General features: G+C 73.0%; 13 protein-coding genes. 5 read left to right on the forward strand and 8 right to left on the reverse strand.

Features of this window, described 5'->3' with window-relative positions:
• Positions 1-134 precede the first annotated feature (134 nt).
• Complete coding sequence (locus ABT015_RS28795) at positions 135-728, reverse strand: carboxymuconolactone decarboxylase family protein (RefSeq protein ID WP_350884132.1); 594 nt, start codon at positions 726-728, stop codon at positions 135-137.
• A gap of 149 nt (positions 729-877) precedes the next feature.
• Here ABT015_RS28795 and ABT015_RS28800 point away from each other — a divergent pair, with 149 nt between their 5' ends.
• A complete protein-coding gene (locus ABT015_RS28800; RefSeq protein ID WP_350884156.1) occupies positions 878-1,183 on the forward strand; it encodes a winged helix-turn-helix transcriptional regulator in 306 nt (101 codons plus the stop codon).
• A gap of 26 nt (positions 1,184-1,209) precedes the next feature.
• Here ABT015_RS28800 and ABT015_RS28805 read toward each other — a convergent pair whose 3' ends face one another.
• The 5 genes from ABT015_RS28805 to ABT015_RS28825 form a co-directional block, all read right to left on the reverse strand.
• Positions 1,210-2,988 carry a glycoside hydrolase family 15 protein gene (locus ABT015_RS28805; protein WP_350884134.1) on the reverse strand — a complete coding sequence of 593 codons (1,779 nt, stop codon included), beginning with the start codon at positions 2,986-2,988 and terminating at the stop codon, positions 1,210-1,212.
• Positions 2,989-3,051: 63 nt separating this feature from the next.
• Positions 3,052-3,948: a carbohydrate ABC transporter permease gene (locus ABT015_RS28810; RefSeq protein ID WP_350884136.1), complete on the reverse strand. Its 897-nt coding sequence runs from the start codon at positions 3,946-3,948 to the stop codon at positions 3,052-3,054.
• Positions 3,935-5,011, reverse strand: a complete 1,077-nt coding sequence (locus ABT015_RS28815; protein WP_350884138.1) for a carbohydrate ABC transporter permease — start codon at positions 5,009-5,011, stop codon at positions 3,935-3,937. Before ABT015_RS28815 ends, ABT015_RS28810 begins: the two co-directional genes overlap by 14 nt.
• Entirely contained in the window at positions 5,001-6,254 is a 1,254-nt protein-coding gene (locus ABT015_RS28820; protein WP_350884140.1) for a sugar ABC transporter substrate-binding protein, read from the reverse strand. Before ABT015_RS28820 ends, ABT015_RS28815 begins: the two co-directional genes overlap by 11 nt.
• 63 nt (positions 6,255-6,317) lie before the next feature.
• Positions 6,318-7,352: a LacI family DNA-binding transcriptional regulator gene (locus ABT015_RS28825; RefSeq protein WP_350884142.1), complete on the reverse strand. Its 1,035-nt coding sequence runs from the start codon at positions 7,350-7,352 to the stop codon at positions 6,318-6,320.
• A gap of 166 nt (positions 7,353-7,518) precedes the next feature.
• Between ABT015_RS28825 and ABT015_RS28830 the strand changes: the two genes are divergently transcribed.
• On the forward strand, positions 7,519-9,576 hold the full coding sequence (locus ABT015_RS28830; RefSeq protein ID WP_350884144.1) for an amylo-alpha-1,6-glucosidase: 2,058 nt from the start codon (positions 7,519-7,521) through the stop codon (positions 9,574-9,576).
• Between the two features lie 78 nt (positions 9,577-9,654).
• On the opposite strand, the gene ABT015_RS28835 is transcribed toward ABT015_RS28830, so the two are convergent.
• Positions 9,655-11,214 carry a purple acid phosphatase family protein gene (locus ABT015_RS28835; protein WP_350884146.1) on the reverse strand — a complete coding sequence of 520 codons (1,560 nt, stop codon included), beginning with the start codon at positions 11,212-11,214 and terminating at the stop codon, positions 9,655-9,657.
• Between the two features lie 271 nt (positions 11,215-11,485).
• Here ABT015_RS28835 and ABT015_RS28840 point away from each other — a divergent pair, with 271 nt between their 5' ends.
• From ABT015_RS28840 to ABT015_RS28850, 3 genes are all read left to right on the forward strand, one after another.
• Positions 11,486-12,274 (forward strand): phytanoyl-CoA dioxygenase family protein, encoded by a 789-nt coding sequence (locus ABT015_RS28840; protein ID WP_350884148.1) that lies wholly within the window; start codon positions 11,486-11,488, stop codon positions 12,272-12,274.
• Positions 12,271-13,230, forward strand: coding sequence for an AraC family transcriptional regulator (locus ABT015_RS28845; protein WP_350884150.1), 960 nt, complete (start codon positions 12,271-12,273; stop codon positions 13,228-13,230). The genes ABT015_RS28840 and ABT015_RS28845 overlap by 4 nt, the downstream gene beginning before the upstream one ends.
• A gap of 122 nt (positions 13,231-13,352) precedes the next feature.
• Positions 13,353-14,555, forward strand: coding sequence for an MFS transporter (locus ABT015_RS28850; RefSeq protein WP_402454311.1), 1,203 nt, complete (start codon positions 13,353-13,355; stop codon positions 14,553-14,555).
• Here ABT015_RS28850 and ABT015_RS28855 read toward each other — a convergent pair.
• Positions 14,522-16,549 (reverse strand): heavy metal translocating P-type ATPase, encoded by a 2,028-nt coding sequence (locus tag ABT015_RS28855; RefSeq protein WP_350884152.1) that lies wholly within the window; start codon positions 16,547-16,549, stop codon positions 14,522-14,524. The two genes, ABT015_RS28850 and ABT015_RS28855, sit on opposite strands and share 34 nt — an antisense overlap.
• Positions 16,550-16,780 lie beyond the last annotated feature (231 nt).

Consider the following 16,780-nt stretch of genomic DNA (forward strand, 5'->3'; position numbering starts at 1 on the left):
GCGAATGGCGGTGTTGATGGTACGTCTCCTGTGTAACGGGGCCTGACCGCATGGTCGGACCAGTCCCTCCCCGGTGGCGTCAAGCGCCACAGTGCTTACACATTTGATCACATCATCAGCAAGGGGGTGGCCGATTATTTTCGGGGGAGGCGGGGCTCGGCGGGCACCGGGGCGACGTCGGCGAAACGGGGTGCGCCGGGCTCGTACGGCACCCGCGCGGTCCGCGCGGCGAAGCTGACGGCGTGGTACCAGCCGCACAGCAGGAGCAGGTCGAGCAACTGGCCGTCGTCGAAGACCGGTGTGAGTCGCGCCCACAGCGCGTCGTCGATGTCGGAGTCCGCGTGCAGCGCGTCGACGGCGAGGATGAGCAGCCGTTCCCGTTCGGACGTCCAGCACGCGTCGGCGGCTCCGCCGTGGACCAGTGACGCCGTCTGCGCGGGGGTGAGGCCGACCCGCTCGGCGAACGTCATCACGTGGACCCCCCATTCGTACTCGCAGCCGCACAGCGCGCACGTCCGGTCGATGACGATCTCGCGCTCGCGCATGGTCAGGCTCAGCCGCCGGCCCAGCTCGTAGCGGCCCCACCCGTGCATGGCGTCGGCCATCGGCGGGTTCCTGGCGAACAGGCGGAACAGGCCGATCGGCGCGGCCCCCTCGGGCGTCATGCGCGCGAGTCGCGCGGCGGCCTGGTCGGTGTACGGCGGCTCCAGCGGGGCTATCCGCGGCATGGGCTCTCCCGTTGCGCTCGTTCCGGATGTTTCGGAATCAGAAACAGCAAGGGGGATGTTAATGTTTCGAATAACGAAACGCAAGGGGAGCTATGCCGACACCACGCCCGGGGGAGCCGGTCCGCGGCTCGACGACCGGCCGGCCGATCATGGCCGCGATGGACCTGTTCGGACGCCGCTGGGCCCTGCGCCTCCTCTGGGAGCTGCGCGCCGGCCCGCTCGGGGCCCGCGCCCTGCTCGCACGGTGCGAGGGCCTGTCGTCGAGCGTCCTCTACCAGCGGCTCCGTGAACTCACGTCGGGCGGCCTCGTCGCCCCGTCGGCCGACGGCTATCAGCTCACCCGGCTGGGAGAAGCCCTCGGCCACGCCCTGCGCCCGCTCGACGAGTGGGCGGTCGCCTGGGCAAAGGAGCAGGACGGGGACGGTGGTGGCGGCCGGGCCGGACAGCCGGGCTGACCGCCACCACGGACGGGCCCCGGTACTCAGCCCCGGCCGAGGCGCAACGCGGTGTCGATCAGCGGGACGTGGCTGAAGGCCTGCGGGAAGTTGCCGACCTGGCGCTTGAGCCGCGGGTCCCACTCCTCCGCCAGGAGCCCGAGGTCGTTGCGGATGGACAGCAGCTTGTCGAACAGCTGGTGCGCCTCGTCCGTCCGGCCGATCATCGCGAGGGCGTCGGCCAGCCAGAACGAGCAGGCCAGGAAGGCGCCTTCGTCGCCCGGCAGGCCGTCCACCCCGCCGCTCGTGGGGTAGCGCAGCACGAAGCCGTCCTCGGTGGACAGTTCGCGCTGGATCGCCTCGACGGTGCCGATGACGCGCTTGTCGTCCGGCGGCAGGAAGCCGACCTGGGGGATGAGCAGCAGCGAGGCGTCGAGTTCCTGGGAGCCGTAGGACTGGGTGAAGGTGTTGCGCTCCGGGTCGTAGCCGTGGGTGCAGACGTCCTCGTGGATGGTGTCGCGCAGGGCGCGCCAGCGCTCCAGCGGCCCCTCGCAGTCGGTCTGCTCCAGCAGCTGGACCGTCCGGTCGACGGCGACCCAGGCCATCACCTTGGAGTGGACGAAGTGCCGGCGCGGGCCGCGGACCTCCCAGATGCCCTCGTCCGGCTCCTGCCAGTGCTCCTCCAGCCAGGAGATCAGCCGCAGTTGCAGCAGGTGGGCGTGGTCGTTGCGGGCCAGGCCGGTGTGCTGGGCGAGGTGCAGGGCCTCGACGACCTCGCCGTAGACGTCGAGCTGGAGCTGCCCGGCGGCGCCGTTGCCGATTCGGACGGGGCGGGAGCCCTCGTAGCCGGGCAGCCAGTCGAGTTCGGTCTCCACCAGCTCCCGTTCGCCGGCGATGCCGTACATGATCTGGAGGTTCTCCGGGTCGCCGGCGACGGCGCGCAGCAGCCACTCGCGCCAGGCCTTGGCCTCGTCGCGGTAGCCGGTGCGCAGCAGCGAGGAGAGCGTGATGGTGGCGTCGCGCAGCCAGGTGTAGCGGTAGTCCCAGTTGCGGACGCCGCCGATGTCCTCGGGCAGCGAGGTGGTGGGGGCGGCGACGATGCCGCCGGTGGGGGCGTAGGTGAGGCCCTTGAGGGTGATCAGGGAGCGGATCACGGCCTCGCGGTAGGGGCCCTGGTAGGTGCACTGCGCGGCCCAGTCGCGCCAGAACTCCTCGGTGGCGGCGAGTGCCTGCTCGGCGTCCGGCCGGTCGGGCGCGCCGAGGTGGGAGGCCTGCCAGGTCAGGGCGAAGGCGATCCGTTCGCCGGCGGTGACGGTGAAGTCGGCGTAGGTGGTCAGGTCGCGTCCGTAGGTCTCGGACTCGCCGTCCAGCCACACCGAGTCGGGCCCGGCCACGGCGACGGTGCGGGTGCCCGTGCCGTCCGTGACCTTGTGCACCCAGGGCACGATGCGCCCGTACGAGAAGCGCATCCGCAGGGCCGAGCGCATCCGGACGGTGCCGGAGACGCCCTCGACGATCCGGATCAGCTGCGGGGCCGCCGTGCCGCGCGGCGGCATGAAGTCGATCACCCGGACGGTGCCCCCGGCGGTGTCCCACTCCTGTTCCAGGATGAGCGAGTCGCCCCGGTAGCGCCGCCGGTGGGCGGGCGGGGCGTCACCGGGGGCGATCCGCCAGAAGCCGTGCTCGTCCGTGCCCAGCAGGCCGGCGAAGACGGCCGGGGAGTCGAAGCGGGGCAGGCACAGCCAGTCGACGGCGCCGTCCCTGCCGACCAGGGCGGCGGTCTGCATGTCGCCGATCAGCGCGTAGTCCTCGATACGGGCGGGCACGTGGTTCTCCAAGAAGGGTTCACAGGAAGGTTCGGCAGAGGGGGTGTACTGGCCGGGCCGGGCTCACTCCTTGAGCGAGCCCGAGTTGGCGCCGCGCACGAAGTGGCGCTGGAAGCAGAAGAACAGGATCGCCACCGGGAGGGTGGAGACCAGCGCCGCCGCCAGCTTGAGCGGGTACTGCGTCCCGGAGCCGAGGCCGCCGGAGACGAAGTGCGCCAGACCGGTGGTGAGGGTGTCGTGCTCGCTGGACTGGGTGGAGACCAGGAAGTGCGTGAACTCGTTCCAGGAGCCCTGGAAGGAGAGCACGGTGAGCGTGATCAGCGAGGGCCGGGACATCGGCAGGACGACGGACCAGAAGATCCGGAACGTCCCGGCGCCGTCGATCCGCGCCGCCTCCTCGATCTCGCGCGGCACCGACTCGAAGAACTGCTTCATGATGAAGATCCCGGCGGCGTCGACCAGCAGCGGCAGGATCATGCCGGTGTAGCTGTCGAACATGCCGAAGCTCTTCAGCACCAGGAACTTCGGGATCAGCAGCACCACGCCCGGCACCGCCATCACGGCCAGCACGAAGGCGAACAGCAGCCGGCGGCCCGGGAACCTGATCCGGGCCAGCGCGTAGCCCGCCATCGAGTCGAACAGCACCCGGCCGGCCGTCACCAGGACGGTCACCAGCACGCTGTTGCCCAGCCAGCGCAGGAACGGGATGTTCTCGACGCCCTCCGCCAGGCCGAACAGCCGCCGGTAGGAGGCCAGGGTGCCGCCGTCGGGCAGTACCGACATCGGGTTGGCGGCCGCGTCCGGGTCGGTCTTGAAGCTGTTCACCAGTTGCAGCAGGAACGGCAGCAGGTAGAGCAGTGCGAAGCCGAGCAGGACGGCGTACCCGAGGATCCGCAGCGGCCGGGGGAAGCGGCCGAGGATCGGCTTGTCCACGGTGGCCTTGCGGTCAGCGTGCGGCACGGCGGGCTCCCTTCGGGCTGCGGCGGGGCTTGCCGTCCCGCTCCCGCAGGACCCACCGCTGGACGGCGGTGAGCAGCAGGATCAGGCCGAGCAGGACGAACGCGATGGCGGCGCCCTGCCCGAAGTCGGCGTTGTCGAAGCCGGCCGAGTAGGACAGGTAGGCGGGCGTGAGGGTGGTGTTGCCGGGCGCGCCCTTGCCCATCACGTACACCTGGTCGAAGACCTGCCAGGTGGAGATCAGGCCGAGGGTCAGCACCAGGAACAGGACGGGCCGCAGCGCGGGCAGGGTGACGTGGCGCAGCAGCTGGCGGCGGTTGACGCCGTCGAGCGCGGCGGCCTCCTCCAGTTCGCGCGGGATGTCCTGGAGGGCGGCGAGGAAGATCAGCATGAAGGTGCCGGAGGTGGTCCACACCGCCATCAGGATCAGCGTGCACATCGCGACCGAGGGCCCGGCGAACCACTCCGACCAGGACAGCCCGAGCGGGCCGCCGGTGCCCGGGGCGGGCTGGTCCAGGCCGAACCAGCCGAGCACCAGCCAGATCACCCCGCGCGGGTCGGCGAACCAGTTCGGCCCCTTGACCCCGAGCCAGCCCAGCATCCGGTTGACGGCGCCGCTGCCCTGGAAGAGGAACAGGAAGACCGTCGAGATCGCGATCGAGCTGGTGACGGACGGGAAGTAGAACACCGTGCGCAGGGCGCCGCGGCCGCGCAGCATCCGCTGGTTGACGAGGATGGCGAGCAGCAGCGCCAGCACCGTCTGCAGCGGCACCGTCAGCAGGACGTAGTACAGCGTGTTGCGCATCGAGGTGGCGAACAGCGTGCGGTCCAGGCCGTCCTCGGCGAACAGCCGGCGGTAGTTGTCCAGGCCGATGAAGTCCGCGCTGCCGCTGAACGGGTTGGACTGGCCGTCCCAGTGCAGCAGGCTGACCCACAGGGCCATCCCGATCGGCAGGACCATGAAGAGGCCGAGGACCAGGACCATGGGGCCGGCGAACAGCCAGCCCCATGCTCCCTCGCGCAGGCTGCGCCGGCGTGTCGTGCCGGTGGAGCTGTTACTTGGCATTCTTGATGGCCTGCTCGCCGTTGCGCTGGAGGGTGGCCAGGATGGCCGCCGGGTCGCCCGTCTTCAGCGACTGGAGGTCGGTGTTGAACTGGGTGAGCACCTTGGTGAACCCGGCGATGGTGACCGGCGCCTGGGCGTCGGCGACGCCGTCGACCCAGGCCTTGGACTCGGGGTACTTCTGGGCGTAGGCGCTCAGCGCGCTGGTGCGCGAGGGCATCACGCCGAAGGCCTGGGCGAACTCCAGCTGCTGGTCGGCGGAGGCGAGGTGCTTGACCAGGTCGACCCCGGCGGCCTGGTGCTGGCTCTTGGCGGCGATGCCCCAGCAGTTGCTGAAGGCGAGGGTGCCGGGGCCGGCCGGGCCGGCGGGCAGCGGGAGCACCTTGTACTGGACGTTCGGGTAGTCCTTGGCCATCGCGCCCTTGAGCCAGTTGCCCTCGATGGTCATCGCGGCCTTGCCCTTGCCGAGCGCCTCGCCGCCCCAGCCGGCGTCCACCTCGGCGACGTACTTGGCCGAGCCGGCCTTCATCATCGACTGCACGTACTCCAGCGCCTGCTTGTTGGCCGGGCTGTCGGCGGTCATCGCGGTCTGCTCGGGGTTGGTGATCCAGCCGCCGGCCTCCTTCAGCAGGGCGCCGAGCCGCTGGTAGTCGGGGGCGGTCACCAGGCCGGTCACGCCGTCCTTGGTGAGCTTGGCGGCGTCGTCGGAGAGCTGCTGCCAGCTGGTCGGGTAGTCGGCCTCGGTCAGGCCGGCCTGCTGCCACAGCGTGGTGTTGATCGCCAGGCCCAGGGTGGAGGTGTCCTTGGGCAGGCAGGTGAGCTTGCCGTCGTAGCTGAAGGCCTTGCGCAGCGGCTCGGAGAAGTCGGCGGTGTCCGGGATCTGGTCGCCGTAGGCGTACAGCGAGCCGCCCTTGGCGTAGTTCGCGAACTGGTCGGAGTTGACGTAGAAGAGGTCCGGCGGGTTGCCGCCGGCGAAGGCCTGGCCGAGCTGCTGGTTGATGTCGCTGGCGATCTGCACGGTGACGGTGTTGCCGGTCTTCTTGGCCCAGTCGGCCGTGGCGGCCTTGACCGCGGCCGTCTCGGACTCGCCGGAGGTGGCGATCAGTACCGTCAGGCTCTGGTTGCCGCCGGAGGACTGCTTGGCCGGTGAGTCGCCGAAGCCGCCGGAGGAGGAGCAGCCGGTGACGGCGCCGAGGGTGACGGCCGCGCAGACGGCTGCCGCGGCGAGGGTGCGGGAGGTGGCCATGCGGGATCTCCTTGCGAGGGTGGGTGGGGGGAGTGGGAGGAGATGGTTCGGGGGGAGCGGCGGTCAGACGCTTTCGCGCAGGACCAGCTCCGGTTCCAGGAGCACGTGTTCGGTCGGCCGGTGGTGGTCGCCGAGGCGTTCCAGCAGCAGCCGCATGCACTCGCGGCCGACCGCGTCGAGCGGTTGGGCGAGGCTGGACAGTGACGGGAACAGCAGGGGGGCGATCGGCGAGTCGTCGAAGCCGATGACGGCCGCGTCCGGGCCGGGGGTGCGGCCGTCGCGGCGCAGCGCCTGGTACCAGCCGAGCGCCAGGGTGTCGCTGGCGGTCACGACCGCGGTCGCGCCGGTCGCGAGCAGCCGTTCGGCGGCCTCGGTGGCGCTCGCCTGGTCGTCCGGGCTCTCGGCCCGGCGGCCCCGGGCGGGCAGGCCCAGTTCGCGCATCGCGCTCTGCCAGCCGCGGGCGCGGTCGTCGCCGACGCCGGAGCCCTTCGGCCAGCCGAGGAAGCCGATCTTGCGGTGGCCGAGCCCGGCCAGGTGCCGGACGGCGGCCGAAGTCCCGGCGGAGCCGTCGACGTCGACCCAGTCGCCGACGTCCCGGCCGGACCAGGTGCGACCGAAGGCGACGTACGGGACGCCGCGTTCGTGCAGCCAGCCCTGGCGGCGGTCGCCGCGGTCGGTGCCGCTGAGGACGAAGCCGTCCGCGCCGTGCTCGTCGAGCAGCTGCTGGTAGCTGGTGAGTTCGTCGTCCCCGGGGGCGACGGCGAACAGCACCACCCGGTAGCCGGCCTGGTCGGCGGCCTCGGAGAGCGAGTGCAGGAACTGGTCCAGGACCGGGGTCGGGACGCCGGTGCTGCTGGAGCGGATGCCGTAGCCGATCAGCCGGCTGGCCCTGGTCTTGAGCGCCTGCGCGGCCCGGTGCGGGCGGTAGCCGAGCTCGTCGATCGCGCGCTGGACCCGCTCCAGCGTCTGCGGGCGCAGCAGCTCGGGCGAGTTGATCGCGTTGGACACCGTCTGACGGCCCACGCCGGCCCGGGCGGCGACCATTTCGAGGGTCGCGGCGGACCCTGTCCTGGGCCGGGGCGATGAGTGTGCATGCATGACGGCGATCCTAGGTTCTGTCTTCATTGACAAGATCTTGGAGCGTTCCAATACGGGGTTCCATCATCCCCACCAGTGGGGTTAATGTCTTGGAACGCTCCAATGGCAGAAAGGTTGCGCCCGAGTGGAAGCAACTGTCAAGCCCCAAAACGAGGATGAAGAGACCATGTCAGCGATCGCCCTGCAGCCGTTCCTGCACGACGCCCAGCTCTCCGTGGCCGCCCCGAGCTTCTGTGCCTCGCGCCCGGACGGGCGGATCGGCGAAGGCGCGGACGGCTTCTACCACGGGGACCGCCGGATCCTCTCCCGCCTGGAGGCCGGCGTCGCCGCGGTCCCCAACGCCCCCGTCGCCACCGCGCTCGGCGAGGACGGGCGCACCACCTTCGTCACCGTGCTGCGCGGCATCGCCGAGCTCACCCCCGACCCGGCCGTCACGCTGGAACGCCGCCGGGAGCTGCACCCCGGCCGCCTCGTCGAGCGCTACACCGTCCGCAACGCGGGCGACCTCACCGCCCGCCTGCGCCTGGACCTGCGCGCGGAGAGCGACTTCGCCGCGATGGACTCCGTCAAGGCCGGCCGCGCGACCCAGGCCCTCACGCCCACCGCCGGCCCGAACGGCCTGCGCTGGAGCGAGGGCGCGCTCAGCGCCGCCCTCACCGTCGAGCCGGCGCCCGACCACCTCGCCGCCGACACCGGCACCCTGGGCTTCGACCTCGAACTCGCCCCCGGCCAGAGCTGGCAGGCTGTCCTGGAGTGCACCGCCGAGCACCGCGACGGCGACCTCTTCCCCGCCCCGGCCGCCGGCGCCGCCCCGTGGCGCACCCCCGCGATCACCGGCCGTGACCACCACCTCGCGCACTGGATCGCCCGCTCCCACCACGACCTGCGCGGCCTCCTGCTCACCGACCCGCTGGAGCCCGCCGACCACTTCCTCGGCGCCGGGGCCCCCTGGTTCCTCACCCTGTTCGGCCGCGACTCCCTCTGGGCGGCCCGGATGATGCTCCCGCTCGGCACCGAACTCGCCGCCGGCACACTGCGCACCCTGGCCCGCCGCCAGGGCCGCGCCCTCGACCCGGCCACCGAGGAGCAGCCCGGCAAGATCCTCCACGAGGTCCGCCGCGACGAGCAGCACCTCGACAACGGCTCCCACCTGCCGCCCTGCTACTTCGGCACGGCCGACGCCACCCCGCTGTGGCTCACCCTGCTGCACGACGCCTGGCGCTGGGGCATGCCCGAGGACCAGGTCGAGGACCTGCTGCCGCACGCCGAGGCCGCCCTCGCCTGGCTGGCCGACCACGCCGACGCGGACGGCGACGGCTTCCTGGAGTACGTCGACAGCTCCGGCAAGGGGCTCTCCAACCAGGGCTGGAAGGACTCCTCCGACAGCATCCGCTTCCGCGACGGCCGGATCGCCGACGCCCCCATCGCGCTCAGCGAGGTCCAGGCCTACGCCTACGAGGCCGCCGTCGCCTCCGCCGCCCTGCTGGAGGCCTTCGGCCGGCCCGGCGCCGACCGCTGGCGGCAGTGGGCGGAGGAGCTGCGGCTGCGCTTCCGCGACCGGTTCTGGACCGAGGACGCGCACGGCCCGTACCCGGTGGTCGCCCTCGACGGCGGCAAGCACAAGGTCGACTCGGTCGCCTCCAACATGGGCCACCTGCTCGGCACCGGCCTGCTCGACCCGCAGGAGAGCGCCCTGGTCGCCGGCCGGCTCACCGCCCCCGGCATGGACAGCGGCTTCGGGCTGCGCACCCTGGACGCCGCCGCGGCCGGGTTCAACCCGCTCGGCTACCACACCGGTTCGGTCTGGCCGCACGACAGCGCCATCGCCGTCCACGGCCTCGCCCGCGCCGGGCTGCACGACGCCGCCGCGCCGCTGGCCGCCGGCCTGGTCCGCGCGGCGGCGGCCTTCGACCACCGCCTGCCCGAACTCTTCGGCGGCTACCCGCGCGCCGAGGTCGCCCGCCCCGTCCCCTACCCGGCTTCCTGCCGCCCGCAGGCCTGGGCCGCCGCGGCCTCCGTCCAGGTGGTGCAGGCACTGCTCGGCCTGGAGGCCGACGCCCCCAACCGGCGGCTCCGGGTGCGGGCCCAACTCCCGGCCGGCTACGAGTCGCTGACGTTCACCGGCCTGACGGTGGCGGGCCTGCCGATCGAGGTGTCCACCGACCACACCGGGGCCGTCGACCTGCGCGCCCCGGAGGGCTTCACCGTCACCACGGACCGCTGACGCGCACCCCGCCGGCCCGCCGCCGCGCCCGGCCCGGTCGGCGGGGAGCAGACCGTCCGGGCGCGGGCGCGGGCCGGGTCAGCCGCGTTGCACGGTGAACTGGTCCACGGCGGTGCCGTCCTCGGTGATCGAGCGCACCGCCATGCGGGCCGGCTTGCCGGCGGCGGCGGGCGTCACGTCGACCGCCACCAGGCAGTAACCGGTGTAACGGACCCTGGACCAGGTGACCTTGACGGTCTGGTTGTGGCCCGTCGGATCGGCGACCACCATCGGCACGGGGGAGTCGTTCTTCGTCTCGTGCCCGAGGTAGGTGTCGGCGACGGGGAAGGAGTAGACCCCACCGCCACCGCCGCCCGCGACGACGTACGTCGTGCCGTCCTTCAGCGGATTGACGGTGTCTCCGGAGGCGACCTTGCGGGTGGGCTTGCCGGAGCGGATGGGGTCGGTCCGCTCGTAGACGTGGTTGTGGCCGCTGAGCACCAGGTCCACCTGGTACTTGTCGAACAGCGGGGCCCAGTCCTGCTGCGCGCCGAGTTCGGCCCCGTTGTCGTGGCAGGTGGAGTACGTGCACTGGTGCAGGTAGACGACGACGAAGTCGATGGTGGTGTCGGCGCGGAGCGCGGCGAGCCGGCTCTCCAGCCACTTCTTCTGCTTGCCCTTGGTGTAGTTCAGGTTGGCCGCGGTGTTGTAGCAGATGTCGTTGCCGTCGAGGCTGATCAGGCCGACGTTCTGGCAGCGCCACGAGTAGATGCCGGTGGACTGCGCCCAGGCGTTGTCGGGCATCGTGAACCGGGCGCGGACGCCCCCGTAGCCGTCGGCCCCGTACCAGGCCTCCATCTCGTGGTTGCCGATCGCCATCATCCACGGGGTCCGGGCGGCGACGGGTTCGTTCTGCACGAAGAAGGAGTCCCACAGGCGGGCGTCGTAGGGGTCGCTGGTCTTGCCGCTGCCGCCGCTGTTGGCGTACGAGAGGTCGCCCATGTGGAGGTGGAAGGCGGGGTCGAGGCCGGCGATCAGGTTGGCGGTGGCGGCCGCGTTGTACCCGACGCCCTGGTCGCCGAAGGCCGTGAAGGTGAACCCGGTGCCGCGCCCGGGGGCGGGCGCGGTGCGGAAGCTCGCCACGTCGCCGAGCCGGGCGCGCTGCCCCGCGGGGTCGTAGCCCTGGTGGCCGACGACGTAGTAGTACGTGGTGTCCGGGATCAGCTGGTCCACCTGCGCGTGCAGGTAGTACTGGGTGACGGTGGTGGGCTTGACCAGGGGCTGGTCCTCGACCGGGTGCTGCCAGGACAGCTTGCTGACCAGGGTGCGGACCTCGGCGGCGATCGGGGAGCCGAAGTCGCCGGGCTGGAGGCCGATCCGGACGAAGGGGGCGGTCACCGCGCCCGGCACCTGCCAGGAGACGACGACCTGCTGGGAGGGGTCGGCCCCGAAGGCCAGGTGCCGGCCGAAGGGGCGCAGCGCGGACCCGGCGGTCCGGTCGCTGCGGGGTGCGGGGACGGTCGGGGTGTCGAGGGCGGTCGGGCGGGGGGCGGCCTGGGCGGCGCCGGGCAGCAGGAGGCCGCCCGCGGCGAAGGCGGCACCGCCCGCCGCGCTCACGCGCAGGAGGTCGCGCCGGGAGTGCAGTGAGGTATCGGACATGACATCAAGTTAGGAAACATCACTAACCTTTGACAAGAGGACGGACGCGCACGGATTCGTCTGCGCCACAAGCCAGTTGGGGTGCCAGGGCATCGAGGTGACGCTGCCCGGACATCGAGGCGGGGCGCTCCCCGCCTCGGGAGCACCCCCGCCTGCTCGGCCGCCGCCCGGCGAAAGGGACCTGAACGCGCGGGCCGATGTCCGGATTACCCACCGGGCCGTCCGTATCGCCCCTCGGCCCGGCCCGGTCCCCACGCCTACGGTCGAGGCCATGAACGAACCCCTCGGCCCCGACGACCTCGCCGCCTACCACGAGAACGGCTTCCTCCTCGTCAAGAACCTGATCAGCCGACAGGAGGCGGCGGAGATGCGGGAGGAGTGCCACGCCCTGGCCGCCCGCCTCGACTCCGACGCCGACCCGACCTGGGCCAGCGCGCGCACCGTCGCGGGTGCGTCCGCCGGACGCACGGCCCTCAAGCACGCCCACGACGCGCAGTTCCACTCGGCGGCCTTCGCCCGGCTGCTGGTCGACCCCAGGTTCACGGACGTCGCGGCCGCACTGCTCGGCGGGCCCAACCTCCAGTTGCACCACACGAAGATGTTCATCAAGCCACCGGAGACCGGCTCCCCCTTCCCCCTGCACCAGGACCACCCGTTCTTCCCGCACGCCCGGCACACCGTCGCGGCCGCGGTCTTCCACTTCGACGACGCCCCGGAGGAGAAGGGCTGCATCAGGGCCGTCCCCGGCAGCCACCGGCAGGGCCCGCTGCCGCACGTCGAGGACGGCAGCTGGCACCTGTCGCCCGACACCTGGCGGCTCCAGGACGCCCGGCCGTGCCCCGCGGAGGCCGGCGACGTCCTGTTCTTCGGCTACCTCACCGTGCACGGCTCGGGGCTGAACACCTCCGACCAGGCCCGCACCACCTGGCTGGTACAGTTCCGGGACCCTGCGGACCGGCCCACCACGGACGATCACACCTGGTCCCTCGGTCAGGGCATGATGCTGCGGGGCGTCGACCCCACCGCGCGCAGGACGGACGGGGCGGGCGAGCCGAGATGACCGAACTGGCCCGGGCGGGCGCCGCCCTGCCCCTGCTCAACTCCGTGCGGCTGGGCACCACCCTCGCCGGACGACGGGTCGAGTTCGTGGACTGGGGGTTCTACCCGCCCGAGCCATGGCGCAACTACTGGCACAGCCACTCCTACTTCGAGTTCTGCTACGCCTACGCCGGGCGCGGGACGTTCCGGATCGGCGCGCTGGAGCACCCGGTCGGAGCCGGCGAGCTGTTCCTGGCCCGCCCCGGAGATGTCCACGAGATCACCACCGACGCCCGCGACCCGCTCGGCATCGTCTTCTGGTCCTGGACGATGGTCCCCGAACGCGGCCCGCGCGGGGCCGCCGGGCCCGGCTCCCCGGAGACCGCCGCCCTGCTCGACGCCCTCGCGGCCGGTCCGCGCCAGGTCGCCCCGGCCGCCGGAACCCCGCTTCCCCGGCTGTTGGCGACACTCGCCGAAGAGGCTGCGGCTCCGGGGCCGGCCAGCCCCGACCTGCTGGCCGCCCTCGGCCCCGCGCTGGTCCTCACCTGCGCCCGCGTCGTCGCCGACCTGCCGGCCGCCGCGCGCCCGACGCCCGTGCCGGGCGGGCGCGCGGCGGCGGCCGCCGCGCGGATGACCCGCTACCTCGACGACAACTTCGACCGCCCGGTACGGGTACGGGACGTCGCCACCCAGGTCCACCTGAGCGAGCGCCACGCAGCACGGCTCTTCCAGCAGGAGACGGGGTGCACGATCATCGCCTACCTGACCCGCCGACGGCTGGACGTCGCCGCCCAGCGCCTGGCCGATCCCGCGCTGCGCCCGCTGTCCGTCGCGGCCGTCGCCCGCTCGTGCGGCTATGCGGACACCCGGCACTTCAGCACCGCGTTCCGGCGCTACTGGGGAGCGCTCCCGACACAGGTGCGGGCCGGGGGCGGCACCACCCACGGCCTGTCCGCGGACCGCGGCGCGATCCGGTAGCCGATGGCCGACCGCGCCGGGGGTGGGTGCGGCCGGGGCCGGGCGTCGGTTCCTGGGCGGATCGGCCTATTCGGCCCCGCGAGCCGTGGCTGCGACGGCGACGGCCGCCCTACTGTGGACGAATGACCGATCATCAGACTGCGCGGTCCTTCATGGGCCGGGCGGGCTACCTCGGGGCGGCCGCCGGCTTCGCCGTCTGCATGGCGGGCACCACCCTGCCCACCCCGCTGTACGGGCTGTACCAGGAGCAGATCGGCTTCTCCGAACTGATGGTGACGGTCGTCTTCGCCATCTACGCCTTCGGCGTCATCGGCGTCCTGCTGCTCGTCGGCAACGTCTCCGACTCCGTCGGACGCCGGCCCGTCCTGCTCTGCGGACTGGCACTCGCGGCGTGCAGCGCCGTCGCCTTCCTGGCCGAAGGCGGCCTCCCGCTGCTGGCCCTGGGCCGCCTGCTGTCCGGCCTGTCCGCGGGCCTGTTCACCGGCACCGCCACCGCGTACGTCCTGGAGCTCGCCCCACCCGGGCACCAGGCCCGCGCGGGCTTCGTCGCGACCGCCGCCAACATCGGCGGCCTGGGCTGCGGACCGGTGCTGTCGGGACTGCTCGCCGAGTACACGCCCCACCCCCTGACCCTGCCGTTCGCCGTGCACCTGGTGCTGCTCGCCGCCTCCTTCACCGTCACCCGGCTCCTGCCGGAGACCGTCACCGGCGCCCGCCCGCTGCGCACCGCCCGGCCGCGCCGGCCGTCCCTGCCGCCGGAGGTCCGCGGGGTGTTCGTCCCGGCCGGCCTCGCCGCCTTCGCGGGCTTCTCCCTGCTGGGCGTCTTCACCTCCGTCAGCCCGGCCTTCCTCGCCCAGCGGCTGGGCGTCCACAGCCCGGCCGTCGTCGGCCTGATCGTCTGCACGGCCTTCTTCGCCTCCACCCTCGGCCAGCTCGTGGTGCCCCGGCTGGGCACCGCCCGGGCGATCCCGATCGGCTGCCTGGTGCTCATCGCCGGGCTGGCCCTGATGGCAGGCTCCCTCGCCTGGACGGCCCTGCCGCTGCTGGTGCTCAGCGCCCTGGTGGGCGGCGCCGGCCAGGGCATGGGCCTGCGCGGCGCCGTCGGCGAGATCGCCGCCGCGGCTCCCGCCGAGCACCGCGGCGGCGCCCTGTCGGCGCTCTTCGTGGTCGCCTACTTCGGCATCTCGATCCCGGTGATCGGCATCGGCCTGCTCACCTCGCCGATCGGCCTGGCCCGCGCCGGCCTGGTCTTCACCGCCTGCATGGCCCTGCTCGCCGCCGCCTCCGGCGCCTACCTGCTGCGCCGGGCCCGCACCGGCTCCTGAACCGGCCGCGGCCCGGTGGCGCCCGCGCGCTTCCACGCGCTCTCGCGCAGCAGCCGCAGGCCGTTGAGGCCGACGATGACGGTCGAGCCCTCGTGGCCGAGGACGCCGAGCGGCAGGGGCAGGGTGGCGACCAGGTCCCACACGACCAGGCCGGAGATGAACACCGAGGCGATCACCAGGTTCTGGACGACCAGCCGCCGGGCCGCCCGGGACAGCGCGATCACCGTGGGGACGGTCGCGAGTTCGTCGCGGACGACGACCGCGTCGGCGGTCTCCAGCGCCAGGTCGGAGCCCGCCCGGCCCATCGCGATGCCGGTGTGGGCGGCGGCGAGGGCGGGGGCGTCGTTGACGCCGTCGCCGATCACCAGCACCTTGCGCCCGGCCCTCTCCTGCTCCCGGACGGCGGCGACCTTGTCCTGGGGGAGCAGCCCGGCGCGGACGTCGGTGATGCCGACCTCGGCGGCGAGGCGCGCGGCGGCGCGCGGGTTGTCGCCGGTCACCAGCACCGGCGCGGCGCCGGTCAGGGCCGCCAGGGCGGTGACGGTGGCGGCGGCGTCGGGGCGCAGGCGGTCGGCGACGCCGAGCACGCCGACCGGGACGCCGTCGCGCCGGACCAGGACGGCGGTGCGCCCGTCGCGCTCCAGCTCCTCGGCGACGGCGGTGGCCTCCGCCTCGGGGGAGGGCGCGTGGTCCGCGCCGTCGAGGAGCCGGGCGGGGGCGCCGACCGCGATGACGGCACCGGAGACGGTCGCGGTCACCCCGACGCCGGGGGTGGAGGCGAAGCCCTCGGCGACCGGCAGGTCGAGGCCGCGCCGGCGGGCGGCCTCGACCACCGCGCGGGCCAGCGGGTGCTCGCTGGGGTGCTCGGCGGCGGCCGCCAGGGTCAGCAGTTCGTCCTCGTCCAGGCCGCTGCCGGCGAGGGGGAGCAGGGCGGTGATCCGGGGGGTGCCCTCGGTGAGGGTGCCGGTCTTGTCCAGCGCGACCGCGTCGACCTGCCCGAGCCGCTCCATCACGACGGCGGACTTCACCAGGACGCCGTGGCGGCCGGCGTTGGCGATCGCGGACAGCAGCGGCGGCATGGTGGCCAGCACCACGGCGCAGGGCGAGGCGACGATCATGAAGGTCATCGCCCGCAGCAGCGAGCCGGTCACGGCGGCCCCGAAGGCCAGCGGGACGAGGAAGACGGCGAGGGTCGCGAAGACCATGCCCAGGGAGTAGCGCTGCTCGACCCTCTCGATGAACAGCTGGGTGGGGGCCTTGGTCTCCGAGGCCTCCTCGACCATGGCGACGATCCGGGCGATCACCGAGTCGGAGGCGTCGCGCTCGACCTTCACGCGCAGGGCGCCGGTGCCGTTCAGGGTGCCGGCGAAGACCTCGTCGCCCTGCTGCTTGGCGGCCGGCAGCGGCTCGCCGGTGATGGTGGCCTGGTCGATCTCGCTCGCGCCGTCCAGGACGCGGCCGTCGGCGCCGACGCGCTCGCCGGGGCGGATCAGGATGGTGTCGCCGACCACCAGGTCCTCGGTGGCGACGGTCTGCTCGCCGCCGTTGTCCAGCAGGCGGGTGGCGGTGGTGGGGGCGAGGTCGAGCAGGCCGCGCACCGAGTCCTGGGTGCGGGCGGTGGCCAGCGCCTCCAGCGCGCCGGAGGTGGCGAAGATGACGATCAGCAGCGCGCCGTCCATCACCTGCCCGATCGAGGCCGCGCCGATCGCGGCGACGATCATCAGCAGGTCGACGTCGAGGGTCTTCTCGCGCAGCGCCCGGAGGCCGGCCCAGCCGGGCTCCCAGCCGCCGGTGACGTAGGCGATCGCGTACAGCGGCCCCCAGGCCCAGGCCGGGGCGCCGGTCAGCTGGAGCGGCAGGGCGGTCAGGAAGGCGACGGTCGCGGCGGCGGCCCAGCGGGCCTCGGTCAGCGCGAAGACGCGCGTACGGCGCTTGGGAGCGGCGCCGCCGCGCGGGGCTGCGGCGGCTGGGCGCTCGGTGAGGGTTGCGGACATGGCTGTGGTGTTCCTCCACGCGGACACGACGGGGCGACGCGTCGACCATACAGGAATACATGAACAGCTCTTCATTTATTCCCGCTGGATTGCCCCTCCCGGGTGATGGAGTCGTCGCCCCCGCCGGGCGGGCCCTGGCTAGGGCGCGTATTCGGTCGTGATCAATCTGCGCGATTTACCTTCGCAGCGGGTCCAGTTCCGGTAAACCGTGGTGCGTGACGCGAGCGCAAC

Source organism: Kitasatospora sp. NPDC094016, from assembly GCF_040304045.1.
In the GTDB taxonomy this organism is placed as follows: Bacteria; Actinomycetota; Actinomycetes; order Streptomycetales; family Streptomycetaceae; genus Kitasatospora.